We start from the raw sequence: 15,079 nt of genomic DNA on the forward strand, positions 1-15,079 counted from the left end.
TCATGGCGAAGCTCAGCCAGGACGACCTGCTCGCGCAGTTCGAGGAGATGACCCTCATCGAGCTCTCCGAGTTCGTGAAGGCCTTCGAGGAGAAGTTCGACGTCACCGCCGCCGCCGCGGTCGCCGTCGCCGGTCCGGCCGCCCCCGGCGCCCCGGCCGAGGCCGCTGAGGAGCAGGACGAGTTCGACGTCATCCTCACGGGTGCCGGCGAGAAGAAGATCCAGGTCATCAAGGTCGTGCGTGAGCTGACCTCCCTGGGTCTGAAGGAGGCCAAGGACCTCGTGGACGGCGCCCCGAAGCCCGTTCTCGAGAAGGTCGCCAAGGAGGCCGCGGAGAAGGCCGCCGAGTCCCTCAAGGGCGCCGGCGCCTCCGTCGAGGTCAAGTAACACCCTCGAGGTCCCGCGGACCTCGCTGCGCGCGGAGAACGGCCTCCTGAGGCTGTAACGCGAACGCACCGAAGAGCGATCATCCATCCGGGTGGTCGCTCTTCGGCGTTCCGAGGGTCCGGCGGCGGCTGCCTTGCACCGGGGGCCCCGGAGAGTATGGTGATCTTCATCGTGCCTCCGGACCCCCCTGGTGACAGGCTGCACGTGACGAGCGCGGTACCCGGTTTGGGCAAGGGGGCCTTGACGAACCGCACGCAGCGCGCAATTCTCAGGACGCGTCGTCACAACGATCCGGATCCGAGGCATGGATCGACGACGAAGAGGGCAGTATCAACGTGCATTGAGGGCGTGGGCTTGCGCAGGTGTCGAGAACAACGAGGGTCTCGAAAAACCCGCACTGGACATCAGTGTGCCAAGTGGCTACACTGACCCTTTGCGCTGCCTGTTAGCTGCCTCCTGCCCGTCACCAGGGGCATGCCCTCACTCGAGCATCGATGATCGGACCTTTCCTGACCTGGCCGTTTAGCCGGATCAGGACCAGCCTGTCGTGATGCGTGAGAGAGGGACCGGTACGCGCGTAGTGAGTCCGAGCCCTCGGAAGGACCCCCTCTTGGCCGCCTCGCGCACTGCCTCGACCGCGAATACGAACAACGCTGCCAGCACCGCCCCGCTGCGCATCTCCTTTGCAAAGATCAAGGAGCCCCTCGAGGTTCCGAACCTTCTTGCGCTGCAAACCGAGAGCTTCGACTGGCTGCTCGGCAACGACGCGTGGAAGGCTCGTGTCGAGGCAGCTCTGGAGTCCGGTCAGGACGTCCCCACCAAGTCCGGTCTGGAGGAGATCTTCGAGGAGATCTCTCCGATCGAGGACTTCTCCGGGTCGATGTCGCTGACCTTCCGCGACCACCGTTTCGAACCGCCGAAGAACAGCATCGACGAGTGCAAGGACCGCGACTTCACGTACGCGGCCCCGCTCTTCGTCACGGCTGAGTTCACCAACAACGAGACCGGCGAGATCAAGTCCCAGACGGTCTTCATGGGCGACTTCCCGCTCATGACGAACAAGGGCACCTTCGTCATCAACGGCACCGAGCGTGTCGTGGTGTCGCAGCTGGTCCGTTCGCCGGGTGTCTACTTCGACTCCTCCATCGACAAGACGTCCGACAAGGACATCTTCTCCGCCAAGATCATCCCGTCCCGGGGTGCCTGGCTGGAGATGGAGATCGACAAGCGCGACATGGTCGGTGTGCGTATCGACCGCAAGCGCAAGCAGTCCGTCACCGTCCTCCTGAAGGCTCTCGGCTGGACCACCGAGCAGATCCTCGAGGAGTTCGGCGAGTACGAGTCGATGCGCGCCACCCTGGAGAAGGACCACACCCAGGGCCAGGACGACGCGCTGCTCGACATCTACCGCAAGCTGCGTCCGGGCGAGCCCCCGACCCGTGAGGCCGCGCAGACGCTGCTCGAGAACCTCTACTTCAACCCGAAGCGTTACGACCTGGCCAAGGTCGGCCGCTACAAGGTCAACAAGAAGCTGGGTGCGGAGGCTCCGCTCGACGCGGGCGTCCTGACCGTCGAGGACGTCATCTCGACGATCAAGTACCTGGTCAAGCTGCACGCGGGCGAGACGGAGACGGTCGCCGACAGCGGCCAGTCGATCGTCGTCGAGACCGACGACATCGACCACTTCGGCAACCGTCGTCTGCGCAGCGTCGGCGAGCTCATCCAGAACCAGGTCCGCACGGGTCTGGCTCGTATGGAGCGCGTCGTGCGTGAGCGCATGACGACCCAGGACGTCGAGGCGATCACGCCGCAGACCCTGATCAACATCCGGCCGGTCGTCGCCTCCATCAAGGAGTTCTTCGGCACCAGCCAGCTGTCGCAGTTCATGGACCAGAACAACCCGCTGTCGGGTCTCACCCACAAGCGCCGTCTGTCGGCTCTCGGCCCGGGTGGTCTGTCCCGTGAGCGGGCCGGCTTCGAGGTCCGTGACGTGCACCCCTCGCACTACGGCCGCATGTGCCCGATCGAGACCCCCGAAGGCCCGAACATCGGTCTGATCGGTTCGCTCGCGTCCTACGGCCGGGTCAACGCGTTCGGTTTCGTCGAGACGCCGTACCGCAAGGTCGTCGACGGCCAGGTCACCGACGAGGTCGACTACCTGACGGCCGACGAAGAGGACCGATTCGTCATCGCCCAGGCCAACGCCGGCCTGAACGACGACATGCGCTTCTCCGAGAACCGCGTCCTGGTCCGCCGCCGTGGCGGCGAGGTCGACTACGTCGCCGGTGACGACGTGGACTACATGGACGTCTCGCCACGCCAGATGGTGTCGGTCGCGACCGCCATGATCCCGTTCCTCGAGCACGACGACGCCAACCGTGCCCTCATGGGCGCGAACATGATGCGTCAGGCCGTGCCGCTCATCAAGTCCGAGTCCCCGCTCGTCGGCACCGGCATGGAGTACCGCTCCGCCGTCGACGCCGGCGACGTGGTCAAGGCCGAGAAGGCGGGTGTGGTCCAGGAGGTCTCCGCGGACTACATCACCACCACCAACGACGACGGCACGTACATCACGTACCGCCTGGCCAAGTTCGCCCGCTCCAACCAGGGCACCTCGGTCAACCAGAAGGTCATCGTCAACGAGGGCGACCGGATCATCGAGGGCCAGGTCCTGGCCGACGGTCCGGCCACCGAGAACGGCGAGATGGCGCTGGGCAAGAACCTGCTCGTGGCGTTCATGCCGTGGGAGGGTCACAACTACGAGGACGCGATCATCCTGTCGCAGCGCCTCGTGCAGGACGACGTCCTCTCCTCGATCCACATCGAGGAGCACGAGGTCGACGCCCGTGACACCAAGCTCGGCCCCGAGGAGATCACCCGGGACATCCCGAACGTCTCCGAGGAGGTCCTCGCCGACCTCGACGAGCGCGGCATCATCCGTATCGGTGCCGAGGTCGTCGCCGGCGACATCCTCGTCGGCAAGGTCACGCCCAAGGGTGAGACCGAGCTGACGCCGGAGGAGCGCCTGCTGCGCGCGATCTTCGGTGAGAAGGCCCGTGAGGTCCGTGACACCTCGCTGAAGGTCCCGCACGGCGAGATCGGCAAGGTCATCGGCGTCCGCGTCTTCGACCGCGAGGAGGGCGACGAGCTTCCCCCCGGTGTGAACCAGCTGGTGCGCGTGTACGTGGCGCAGAAGCGCAAGATCACCGACGGTGACAAGCTCGCCGGCCGACACGGCAACAAGGGCGTCATCTCGAAGATCCTGCCGATCGAGGACATGCCGTTCCTGGAGGACGGCACCCCGGTCGACATCATCCTCAACCCGCTCGGTGTCCCGTCCCGAATGAACCCGGGACAGGTCCTGGAGATCCACCTCGGCTGGCTCGCCAGCCGCGGCTGGGACGTCTCCGGCCTCGCCGACGAGTGGGCGCAGCGTCTTCAGGTCATCGGTGCCGACCAGGTCGCCCCGGGCACCAACGTCGCCACCCCCGTCTTCGACGGTGCGCGTGAGGACGAGCTCGCCGGTCTGCTCGAGCACACGATCCCGAACCGCGACGGCGAGCGCATGGTGCTCCCGACCGGTAAGGCGCCGCTGTTCGACGGCCGTTCCGGTGAGCCGTTCCCGGAGCCGATCTCGGTCGGCTACATGTACATCCTGAAGCTCCACCACCTGGTCGACGACAAGCTGCACGCTCGGTCGACCGGTCCGTACTCGATGATCACCCAGCAGCCGCTGGGTGGTAAGGCCCAGTTCGGTGGCCAGCGCTTCGGAGAGATGGAGGTGTGGGCGCTGGAGGCTTATGGCGCCGCTTACGCCCTCCAGGAGCTGCTGACCATCAAGTCCGACGACGTCACCGGCCGCGTGAAGGTCTACGAGGCCATCGTCAAGGGCGAGAACATCCCCGAGCCCGGCATCCCTGAGTCCTTCAAGGTGCTCATCAAGGAGATGCAGTCCCTGTGCCTCAACGTGGAGGTGCTGTCCTCGGACGGCATGTCCATCGAGATGCGCGACACCGACGAGGACGTCTTCCGCGCAGCGGAGGAGCTTGGCATCGACCTGTCCCGGCGTGAGCCGAGCAGCGTCGAAGAGGTCTGACGGGAGTCCGACCGGGCCTTGGCCGCCTGTGGAAAAGGTGATCAAGGCCCGCCGGCCCCAGGACCCCCGTATCAGACCCCTAAGACTTACAACCCTGAGAGGGATTGACGCATAGTGCTCGACGTCAACTTCTTCGATGAGCTCCGGATCGGTCTGGCCACCGCTGACGACATCCGTCAGTGGAGCCACGGCGAGGTCAAGAAGCCCGAGACCATCAACTACCGCACCCTCAAGCCCGAAAAGGACGGACTCTTCTGCGAGAAGATCTTCGGTCCGACCCGGGACTGGGAGTGCTACTGCGGCAAGTACAAGCGCGTCCGCTTCAAGGGCATCATCTGTGAGCGCTGCGGCGTCGAGGTCACTCGCGCCAAGGTGCGTCGTGAGCGGATGGGCCACATCGAACTGGCCGCTCCCGTCACGCACATCTGGTACTTCAAGGGTGTTCCGTCGCGCCTGGGCTACCTGCTCGACCTGGCGCCGAAGGACCTCGAGAAGGTCATCTACTTCGCCGCGTACATGATCACGTTCGTGGACGAGGAGCGTCGTACCCGCGACCTGCCCTCGCTGGAGGCGCATGTCTCCGTCGAGCGTCAGCAGGTCGAGAACCGTCGCGACGCCGACCTCGAGGCCCGCGCCAAGAAGCTCGAGACCGACCTGGCCGAGCTCGAGGCCGAGGGTGCCAAGGCCGACGTGCGCCGCAAGGTGCGCGAGGGTGCCGAGCGTGAGATGAAGCAGCTGCGCGACCGTTCGCAGCGCGAGATCGACCGCCTCGACGAGGTCTGGACCCGGTTCAAGAACCTCAAGGTCCAGGACCTCGAGGGCGACGAGCTGCTCTACCGCGAGCTGCGCGACCGCTTCGGCACGTACTTCGACGGTTCGATGGGTGCCGCGGCGCTGCAGAAGCGCCTGGAGTCCTTCGACCTCGACGAGGAGGCCGAGAAGCTCCGCGAGATCATCCGCACCGGCAAGGGCCAGAAGAAGACCCGTGCGCTGAAGCGGCTGAAGGTCGTGTCCGCCTTCCTGCAGACCTCCAACAGCCCCAAGGGCATGGTCCTCGACTGCGTCCCGGTCATCCCGCCGGACCTCCGCCCGATGGTGCAGCTGGACGGTGGCCGCTTCGCGACCTCCGACCTGAACGACCTGTACCGCCGTGTGATCAACCGCAACAACCGTCTGAAGCGGCTTCTCGACCTCGGCGCGCCCGAGATCATCGTGAACAACGAGAAGCGCATGCTCCAGGAGGCCGTCGACGCGCTGTTCGACAACGGTCGTCGTGGTCGCCCGGTCACCGGTCCCGGTAACCGCCCGCTGAAGTCCCTCAGCGACATGCTGAAGGGCAAGCAGGGTCGTTTCCGTCAGAACCTGCTCGGCAAGCGTGTGGACTACTCCGCGCGTTCCGTGATCGTCGTCGGTCCGCAGCTCAAGCTGCACCAGTGCGGTCTGCCGAAGGCGATGGCGCTGGAGCTCTTCAAGCCGTTCGTGATGAAGCGCCTGGTCGACCTGAACCACGCGCAGAACATCAAGAGCGCGAAGCGGATGGTCGAGCGCGGCCGCACGGTCGTGTACGACGTCCTGGAAGAGGTCATCGCCGAGCACCCGGTTCTGCTGAACCGTGCGCCGACGCTGCACCGCCTCGGCATCCAGGCCTTCGAGCCGCAGCTGGTCGAGGGCAAGGCCATCCAGATCCACCCGCTCGTCTGCACCGCGTTCAACGCGGACTTCGACGGTGACCAGATGGCCGTGCACCTGCCGCTGTCCGCGGAGGCGCAGGCCGAGGCCCGCATCCTGATGCTGTCCTCGAACAACATCCTCAAGCCCGCCGACGGCCGTCCGGTGACGATGCCGACCCAGGACATGGTCCTCGGTCTGTTCTTCCTGACGACCGACGGCGAGCTGCGCGACACCAAGGGCGAGGGCCGGGCCTTCGGTTCCACGGCCGAGGCGACCATGGCGTTCGACGCCGGTGAGCTCGCGCTCCAGTCCCCGGTGGACATCCGCTTCCCGGTGGGCACCATCCCGCCGCGTGGCTGGACCCCGCCGGCGCAGGAGGAGGGCGACCCGGAGTGGCAGCAGGGTGACACCTTCCGTCTCCGTACGACCCTGGGCCGCGCGCTCTTCAACGAGCTGCTGCCCGAGGACTACCCGTTCGTCGACTACTCGGTGGGCAAGAAGCAGCTCGGCGAGATCGTCAACGACCTGGCCGAGCGCTACCCCAAGGTCATCGTGGCGGCGACGCTCGACAACCTGAAGGCGGCCGGCTTCTACTGGGGCACCCGCTCCGGTGTCACCGTGGCCATCTCCGACGTCGTCGTCCCCGAGGCGAAGAAGGCGATCGTCGCGGGCTACGAGGCGCAGGACGAGAAGGTCCAGAAGCAGTACGAGCGCGGTCTGATCACCAAGGAAGAGCGCACGCAGGAGCTCATCGCGATCTGGACCAAGGCGACCAACGAGGTCGCCGAGGCGATGAACGCGAACTTCCCCAAGACGAACCCCATCTTCATGATGGTTGACTCGGGTGCCCGAGGAAACATGATGCAGATGCGGCAGATCGCCGGTATGCGTGGTCTGGTGTCGAACGCGAAGAACGAGACCATCCCGCGTCCGATCAAGGCGTCCTTCCGTGAGGGCCTGTCCGTGCTGGAGTACTTCATCTCCACGCACGGTGCCCGTAAGGGTCTGGCGGACACCGCCCTGCGTACCGCCGACTCGGGTTACCTGACCCGTCGTCTGGTGGACGTCTCGCAGGACGTCATCATCCGCGAGGAGGACTGCGGCACCGAGCGCGGCCTCAAGCTGGCCATCGCCGAGCGCGGCGCCGACGGCGTCCTGCGCAAGGCGGACAACGCCGAGACCAGCGTGTACGCGCGCTGCCTCGCCGAGGACATCGTCGTCGAAGGCAAGGTGCTCGCCCCGGCGGGCGTCGACCTCGGTGACGTCCTCATCGACCAGCTGGTCGCCGCGGGCGTCGAGGAGGTCAAGACCCGCTCGGTCCTGACCTGTGAGTCCGCCGTCGGTACCTGCGCGATGTGCTACGGCCGTTCGCTGGCCACCGGCAAGCTGGTCGACATCGGTGAGGCGGTCGGCATCATCGCCGCCCAGTCCATCGGTGAGCCCGGTACCCAGCTGACGATGCGTACCTTCCACACCGGTGGTGTGGCCGGTGACGACATCACCCAGGGTCTGCCGCGTGTCGTCGAGCTCTTCGAGGCCCGTACCCCGAAGGGTGTCGCCCCGATCTCCGAGGCCTCCGGCCGCGTGCGGATCGAGGAGACCGAGAAGACCAAGAAGATCGTCATCACGCCGGACGACGGCAGCGACGAGACGGCGTTCCCGATCTCGAAGCGCGCCCGACTCCTGGTCAGCGAGGGCGAGCACGTCGAGGTGGGCCAGAAGCTCACCGTGGGTGCCACCAACCCGCACGACGTGCTGCGCATCCTGGGCCAGCGTGCCGTCCAGGTCCACCTGGTCGGCGAGGTCCAGAAGGTCTACAACTCGCAGGGTGTGTCGATCCACGACAAGCACATCGAGATCATCATCCGGCAGATGCTGCGCCGTGTGACGATCATCGAGTCGGGCGACGCCGAGCTGCTGCCCGGCGAGCTGGTCGAGCGCTCGAAGTTCGAGACCGAGAACCGTCGTGTGGTCCAGGAGGGCGGTCACCCGGCCTCCGGTCGTCCGCAGCTGATGGGTATCACCAAGGCCTCGCTGGCGACGGAGTCCTGGCTGTCGGCCGCCTCCTTCCAGGAGACGACCCGAGTGCTGACGGACGCGGCGATCAACGCCAAGTCCGACAGCCTCATCGGCCTCAAGGAGAACGTCATCATCGGTAAGCTCATCCCGGCCGGTACGGGTCTGTCCCGCTACCGCAACATCCGGGTCGAGCCGACCGAGGAGGCCAAGGCCGCGATGTACTCGGCCGTCGGCTACGACGACATCGACTACTCGCCGTTCGGCACGGGCTCCGGCCAGGCCGTTCCGCTGGAGGACTACGACTACGGTCCGTACAACCAGTAGGGCGCAGTACGTCTGAAGCACTGAAGGGCGGTCACCCGGTGGGGTGGCCGCCCTTCGGCGTGTCCGCGGCACTCGGTACGGCGTCGCTGGTTCGGGCCGTACGGGCGTACGGGCGTACGGGCGTACGGGCGTACGGGCCTTTCTCAGTACGGCCGCTGAGGCTGGAGGTACGCCTGGAGGTGGTGCAGCCGGGTGTGGTAGTCGGGGTGGGAGGAGAGCAGCTTGCTCAGCGCGCTCTCCTGGACGGGCACACCGCCGTTCTGCGCGGTGAGCGCGGCCTGCGCCTGCTGCTCCTCGTGGTGCAGTTTGCCGAGTACGGCGGCCAGCATCGGGGCGAAGCCGAGGGCGGCCGCGTGCTCGTCGGCACGCAGTTCGGCGCGACGGCCGACGGCGGCGAGCGCGTACGGCACGCCCAGGATCAGCAGCGGCAGCCCGTAGAGCGTGCTGATGGTGGTCACGGCGATGCCCCCGATGAGCAGGACGACGAAGACGACCCCGAAGCAGCCGAAGGCGCGCGACACATGGAAGGCGACGGTGGAGAGCACCCTCAGGACCCGCCAGGCGACCCGGCCGGGCAGCGCGTACCAGTAGCCGAGCAGGCCGGACCAGGCGTGGCCGCCGACGTGGTGGCCGAGCTCGTGGGCCATGACGGCGGCGAGCTCGCCGTTGGGGAGCTGGTTCATGGCGAAGCGGGTGACACCGACGATGTGGCCGGCCGCGGCGACGGCGTTGAGGCCGTCGCTGTCCTCCACCCAGAGTTCGTAGTTGCGGCCCTCGACGCCGGCGCGGGCCGTGACCTCCCGCCAGACCGGTTCGATTTTGGCTCGTTCTTGTGGAGTGGGGTAGCGCAGGTGGAGCAAACGGCGCGCCAGGGCGCTTTCGGTGGGGCGGTGGAACACGAGTGCGCCGCTGGCCAGCCAGAGCAGGATCACCACGAACGCCAGATCGCCGAAGAACGCGGAGACCAGGCCGACGACGCAGAGGCTGCACAGGAAGTTCGGCAGGTAGAGGAGCAGGTTGCCGACCGCGGTGGCGTCCGTACGGCGCTGGTGGTTGGAGATGTGGACGCGGCGGGCGTCGGTGCTGATGTGGTGGGGATGGGCGGGGTCGGCCGCGGACGGCGCGGCGGCGGCCGGTGGCGCGGGCTGAGCGGGCTGAGCCGAGGGAGCCTGCGGCGGGGCGTAGGGGTTCTGCGGCGGGACCGGCGCCGAGGCCTGCGGATACGAGGGCGCGGCCTGCGGGTATGCGGGCGGCTGCTGCGGATACGTGGGCGGCTGCTGCGGGTACTGCTGCGGGTACTGCGGGGGTACCTGCGGCTGGGCGGCCTGGGTGGGGTACTGCGGGGGTACCTGCGGCTGGGCGGCCTGGGTGGGGTACTGCGGGGGTACCTGCGGCTGTGCCGCCTGGGTGGGGTACTGCGGGTACTCCGGTGGTGGCTGGGTCATCGTGCTTCCTTCGAAGAGGCTCGGAGCGGTGGGGACGGCTGTGGGGCAGGCGGTCAGCCGAGCAGCAGCGAGGCGGGCAGCAGGACCGTGCCGGCGCAGAAGGCGATCAGCCCGGTGCGGATCCACTGGTGCTTGCGTGCGGCGATCCGGCTCAGGTCGGCGAGGGCGCTGGTCAGCCCGGTCGTGGGATCACGCCGGGTGTCACCGAGCGCGGTCTCCAACTGGCCGAGCCGGACGGCCTGTTGGATGTCGGCGAAGTAGGCCAGGGGGCGGCCGGGCGCCCAGGTGCCCGAGCGGTAGCGGGGCAGTACGGCCAGCAGCAGGGCCAGCAGGGAGACCCCCAGGGCTCCGGTCCCGGCCCACCACAGCGTCGTGCCGGTGGTGGACAGCGCGGCGGGGGTCCAGTCCCGCCCGGCGAGCAGACCGCTCAACAGGCCCGCGGTCATGCCGAGCGCGGCGACCAGGACGGACGCCTTGCTGTCGGCACGGGCGACCTCGCCGCGCAGCTCTGCGAGCAGCCGCTCGCAGAGGGGGACGAGGTCGACCGCCGGGCTGCCGCCGCCGTCCGGGCCGGGAGCCGGTGCGGGCGCGGGCGCGGGGTCGAGCGTGGTCATGTGCCGCTGTCCTCCGTCCTGTCGGCCGCACCCCTGTGCTCGGGGTCGCCGTCTTTCGTGTCCGGGGCCGCGGATGCGTCCGGCACGGCGTGGGCCGGCAGCGTCGGGGTCCTGCCGTAGCCGGGCGGGGGCTGCCACCCGTCGGCCTCGGGTGCGGGTGCGGGCGCGGTCGTGGGCGGTCCGGCCGGGGCTTCGGCGTATGGACCCGGGGCGCCTGCCGGGGGCGGCGGCGCGTAGGGCGCGGGCGCCGGTGCTCCGGGGAAGCCGGCGGCCGGGGTGGCGGTGGGCGGGAACGGCGTGACGCCGGGCGGGGCCGTGGGCATCGTGGGCGTGGGGGCCGGACCGGGCGGACCGGGTGCGCCGGGACCGCCGTACGGGCCCGGCCCGGCCGCGACCGGGCCCGCGTACGGCCCTGCCGCACCCGGCTGCCCAGGCGCGTACGGCTGCCCGGGCGCGTACGGTCCCGTCGGTGGCGCATAACCGCCCGGGGGCTGCGCGGTCGGCCGGCCCGGGCCGCCGACACCGCCCGAGGGCCCCGGCTGCCCTGGCGCGTACGGCTGCCCGGGCACATAGGGCTGCCCAGGTGCGTACGGTCCGGTCGGTGTCGCGTAGCCGGCCGGGGGCCGCGCCGGACCGCTCCGGCCGTCGTCGCCCGTCCCGCCGGGCTGACCCGCCGGGCCCGGGTCCGGCGCGCCGCCGCCGTGCATGATCGCCGCCCCCGGGTACGCGGGACCGCCCCCCTGCGGCAGCTGCGGCGGGTTCTGCGGGACGCCCGGCAGGCGCTGGGTGAGGATGTCGTTGACCGTGCGCAGGGCCAGCTGCTTGGGGCCCTCCAGCTCCCAGTTCTCGGCGCCCTCGCCGCTCAGGAGCTGCTTCACCAGTTCCATCTGGGACTGGATCATGCGGAGTTGGTCCTCGCGCATGCTGGTCATGACCAGGGCCGAGTCCTCCGGGTGCTGGGCCAGGTGCAGGGCCCAGGCGTGCACGCCGCCCTGCTGGAGGTGGTACTGGTAGAAATCGATCTTCTGGGCCTCCAACTGCTGGAGTTCCAGCTGCTGCTGACCTGCCAGCAGTGCCTGCGCGTGCTGCCAGCGCTGCTGCTGCAGGAGCAGTTCCTGCTGCTGGTCGCCGTACTGCATGGCGCGTTCGATCTGCAACGCGTCGCCCTGCCGGCCCCTGCGGTCGACCTCGACATCGATCTCCATGCCCCGCTGCGCCGCGCGGACCTGCTCGGCGGCGGAGTGGTCGATGGCCTGTTTGCGCAGCTCGTGCTCGATGTTGGCCTGGTCGCGCCGCAGCCGGAGGGTCCAGGTGACCTGGAGTCCGGCCGGCGCCCCGAGCGGACCCAGCAGGTTCATCCGCTCCAGCAGCTCCACCTCGGTGGCGGCGCTGTCGGCGATGCCGAACCGGCGCGTGATCGGGCGGGCCGCCTGCTGGAGCTCGCTCAGGAGAAGGCCGGGCACGTCCCGGTGGCCGGCGGCGACGAACCGGGCCGGGTCGAGTACCTGCCAGGAGAGGTCCACCACGGCCGTGAACTCGAACGCGTCGTTGTCGCTGGGCAGGGTGAGATCGGAGGTGTGCGGGTGGACGCCCATGTCCACCTCGTACACGGCCGTGTAGTGGTTCGCCGCGATCTCGCCGCGGGTCGGCCGCCGCGGCGGGAGATACGCCTCGTAACCGCCTTTGGCGGTGGCGAAGACCAGGGCGTGGTCGATGCGGACGTACGACTTCAGGCTGAACTCGAAGCGCGACAGCTGCCGTACGGTGAGGACCGGATCGACGATCTGGGTGTGCCGGTCGGCCTGCTGCTGCCATTCGGGCTGGCGGAAGGTGGGCATGGGGCGTGTCTCCTCGGACGTACCACCCGGCGTACGCGGGGCGTTCTGACGTGGGTCAGCGGTTGGGAAGCGTGGTCAGCAGGCGGGCCGCCACCTGGGGCGGGGGGTTTCCGTCCTCGCCGGACATGGTGCGCAGCAGGTGGCTCAGCCGCTGATGCTCGGCGGGCGTGGTGACCAGGGCCGGGAGCAGGGCGGCCAGCGCCCACTCGGTGACCGTGGAGTGCTGGGCGACGAGGACCCACCCGCGCAGTACCTCCAGCGCGGGCCGGGTGGCGCGTGGGTCGGCCAGCGCGGCCCGCCAGAGGTAGGGGATGCCGTGGGACGCGGCACCGGCCTCGGCCACCGCCCGCGCGTACCAGGCGAGGACCAGCGGGGTGCCGTGGCGTTCGTCGCCCTCCTTGCGCAGACAGGAGTTGACGAAGCCGGCGAGCGTGAGGTCGTGCACGGCGCGGTCGTCGTCGAGGTGCCGGCGCAGCTCCGCGAGTACCTGTTCGCTGGCGGGGGAGAGCAGCAGCAACTCCACGGCCTCGGCGAGTTCGCCGGCCACCCCGTCCAGGTCCTCCCGGTCGTCGAGGTCGTCGTAAAGCCGCCGTACGGCCTTGCGCAACGCGGCGAGGGCCTGCTCGGGGCGTTCCGGGCCGATCAGGCCGTACGACCGCACGGCCACCCAGCGCAGTCGCGCGTCGTCGCCCTCGCACCAGGCGTCGAGGATGCGCGGGATGTTGGGGGTGTCGATGAGGTGGGCGAGGGTCAGCGCGTTGACGGCGACCAGTCGCTGCCGGAACCGTTTGGAGATGGCCCAGGGCTCGATGACCAGGGCCATCGCGGAGGGCAGGTCGGTGCGGGCCAGGACCGCGACCGTGGACGCGGCGCGGGTGCGGACCAGGGGGCGGCCGTCGTCGGCGAGGTGGCGCAGCCAGTTGATGAGGGCCGGCCGGGCGGACGGATGGCCCGTCCACAGCTCGCGCAGCAGCACCAGCGAGGCCCGCTCGTCCAGGAACCTGGCCTTCTGCTGGGTCACCGGCCCCCACTCGGTGTGTTCGTCGTCCTCGAACCTCTCCGCGCGGGCCAGCTGGAGGCGTTTGCCGACGTGGGTGCCGAAGACGGGGACCTCGGCGACGCGCGCCGGGTTCTCGGTCTCCTGGAGGAAGCGGTACAGCAGGTCGCTGAGTTCGGCGGTGAGGGCGTACGGGCCGCCGTCGAAGGCGGCCAGGGCGACGAGGAACGCCTTGTCGCGCAGGTGGATCGTGCTCTCGTCCTCCTCGAACCACTCCTGCACCTGGTTCTCCAGGGAGACCAGCGAGAACTGGGCGACGGCGTCCTCGGTGACCTGACCGGCCGCATAGGCGCCCAGCAACTGGGCGAAACTGGTGAGCTCGCGCAGCTGGTGGCCGCGGTCCAGGAACTCCGCCACGTCCGGCAGGCCGAGCAGTTTGGCGGTGGTCTCCTCGTCGGTGCGGGTGCGCAGATGCGCGGCGAGGACGTCGGCCGTGGTGGGCGGCCGCCACTCCACGACGGGCACGTCCTCCAGCACGGCGCTGGGACCGACGGTGACGACCAGGTAGGCGTTCCGCTCGGCCAGCCGGTCCTTGGCGGCGAGCAGGTGCGGTTCGCGCAGGGGGCGGTCGCGACGGGTGGCGAGGTCGCACAGGACGAAGCCGCGGGCCTGGTCCTCGGCGGTGAACTGCTCGGCGAGGGAACTCGGGCTGGTGTCGCGCACCAGGGTGCGGACGGGGGCGGCGTCCAGGCGGCGCAGCAGCATCAGGGCGGCAGTCCGACGGCCGGTGAACCGGGCGCCGGACAGGACCAGGACCCGGTCGCGGCGCAGCCGGTCGAGCAGGCCGGCCATGACCTCCTCGTCCGCGACGAAGGTGCCGGCCAGCCGGTCCAGGGTGATCCGCGGGACCTCGCCGGAGGCGGAGGCGGGCGCGGCGGTCCCGGGTATCGCGTAGTGGATCTCCGTCTTGCTGCCCATGATGACGTCGCCGGTGACCCGGCCGCCGCTGACGCCGTGCTGGTCGGCGCCGACCAGGCTGCCGCCGAAGCGGGAGCGGTCACCGACCCTCATGGTGCGGGGGCTGTGGTCGATCAGGTCGCGCCGGGCCGACCAGGCGGTCTGCGGCTGTTCGCGTTCCTCGCCGGCCTCGCCGGTCTGCTGGGCGTCGTCGGCGGCCGGTTCGCCCTGCCTGGGATCCGGAGTGCCGCTGTCCGCACCGCCGCTGCCGCCGGTTGCCGCCGGTCTGGGCTTCTCCGGCTCGGCCTGGCTGTTCATGCGCCGTCTCCCCGTCCGCCGCCGCCGAGGTTCACGTCGCCGGTGACCTGGCCGCCGCTGACGCCGTGCTGGTCACCGGCGACCAGGCTGCCGCCGAAGGACGGCGAGCCGCCGTCGAAGTTGAAGACGGCGCCCGGCGCCGGGGCTCCCCGTGTTCCGTCCGGCGCCGGGCGGTCCTTGCGGGTGCCCTGGGACGGCACCCGCTGCTCCTCCGGGGAGCCCTGGGACGGGTCCCGCTCCTGCGAAGCGCTGCGGGAGGGGACCCGCTCCTGCGGGGTGCTCGTGCTCTGGGACGGGACCCGCTCCTGCGGGGTGTCCTGGGAGGGGAGGCGCGGGGGGGGGGGGGGGGCCCCCCCCCCCCCCCCCCCCCCCCCCCCCCCCCCCCCCCCGCGCCCCCGCCCCCCCCCCCCCCCC

8 protein-coding genes are annotated in these 15,079 nt (G+C 69.7%); 3 read left to right on the forward strand and 5 right to left on the reverse strand.

Annotated elements, in window-relative coordinates; genetic code table 11:
- The first annotated feature begins 2 nt into the window (after nt 1–2).
- The 3 genes from rplL to ACFV0T_RS36530 all read left to right on the forward strand — a co-directional run bounded on the left by rplL (nt 3) and on the right by ACFV0T_RS36530 (nt 8,496).
- A complete protein-coding gene (rplL, locus tag ACFV0T_RS36520) occupies nt 3–386 on the forward strand; it encodes a 50S ribosomal protein L7/L12 (RefSeq protein WP_385788952.1) in 384 nt (127 codons plus the stop codon).
- Nucleotides 387–996: 610 nt separating this feature from the next.
- Entirely contained in the window at nt 997–4,482 is a 3,486-nt protein-coding gene (gene rpoB / locus ACFV0T_RS36525) for a DNA-directed RNA polymerase subunit beta (protein WP_385788953.1), read from the forward strand.
- Between the two features lie 114 nt (nt 4,483–4,596).
- A complete protein-coding gene (locus ACFV0T_RS36530; RefSeq protein ID WP_385788955.1) occupies nt 4,597–8,496 on the forward strand; it encodes a DNA-directed RNA polymerase subunit beta' in 3,900 nt (1,299 codons plus the stop codon).
- 143 nt (nt 8,497–8,639) lie between these two features.
- Here ACFV0T_RS36530 and ACFV0T_RS36535 read toward each other — a convergent pair whose 3' ends face one another.
- Genes ACFV0T_RS36535 through ACFV0T_RS36555 form a run of 5 tightly spaced genes read right to left on the reverse strand, consistent with a single transcriptional unit; the run spans nt 8,640 to nt 14,865 of the window.
- Complete coding sequence (locus ACFV0T_RS36535) at nt 8,640–9,941, reverse strand: M48 family metalloprotease (RefSeq protein ID WP_385788957.1); 1,302 nt, start codon at nt 9,939–9,941, stop codon at nt 8,640–8,642.
- Nucleotides 9,942–9,994: 53 nt separating this feature from the next.
- On the reverse strand, nt 9,995–10,555 hold the full coding sequence (locus tag ACFV0T_RS36540; RefSeq protein WP_385788958.1) for a Pycsar system effector family protein: 561 nt from the start codon (nt 10,553–10,555) through the stop codon (nt 9,995–9,997).
- Nucleotides 10,552–12,393 (reverse strand): hypothetical protein, encoded by a 1,842-nt coding sequence (locus ACFV0T_RS36545; RefSeq protein WP_385788960.1) that lies wholly within the window; start codon nt 12,391–12,393, stop codon nt 10,552–10,554. Before ACFV0T_RS36545 ends, ACFV0T_RS36540 begins: the two co-directional genes overlap by 4 nt.
- Nucleotides 12,394–12,448: 55 nt before the next feature.
- Nucleotides 12,449–14,665: a hypothetical protein gene (locus ACFV0T_RS36550; protein WP_385788962.1), complete on the reverse strand. Its 2,217-nt coding sequence runs from the start codon at nt 14,663–14,665 to the stop codon at nt 12,449–12,451.
- Entirely contained in the window at nt 14,662–14,865 is a 204-nt protein-coding gene (locus tag ACFV0T_RS36555) for a hypothetical protein (RefSeq protein WP_385788964.1), read from the reverse strand. Before ACFV0T_RS36555 ends, ACFV0T_RS36550 begins: the two co-directional genes overlap by 4 nt.
- Nucleotides 14,866–15,079: the final 214 nt, after the last annotated feature.

Source organism: Streptomyces sp. NPDC059582, from assembly GCF_042735715.1.
Classification (GTDB): Bacteria; Actinomycetota; Actinomycetes; order Streptomycetales; family Streptomycetaceae; genus Streptomyces.

Coding starts and splice junctions, on each gene's coding strand:
- rplL (WP_385788952.1), top strand. CDS start 3: ATGGCGAAGCTCAGCCAGGACGACCTGCTCGCGCAGTTCGAGGAGATG.
- ACFV0T_RS36535 (WP_385788957.1), bottom strand. CDS start 9,941: ATGACCCAGCCACCACCGGAGTACCCGCAGTACCCCACCCAGGCGGCA.
- ACFV0T_RS36540 (WP_385788958.1), bottom strand. CDS start 10,555: ATGACCACGCTCGACCCCGCGCCCGCGCCCGCACCGGCTCCCGGCCCG.
- ACFV0T_RS36545 (WP_385788960.1), bottom strand. CDS start 12,393: ATGCCCACCTTCCGCCAGCCCGAATGGCAGCAGCAGGCCGACCGGCAC.
- ACFV0T_RS36550 (WP_385788962.1), bottom strand. CDS start 14,665: ATGAACAGCCAGGCCGAGCCGGAGAAGCCCAGACCGGCGGCAACCGGC.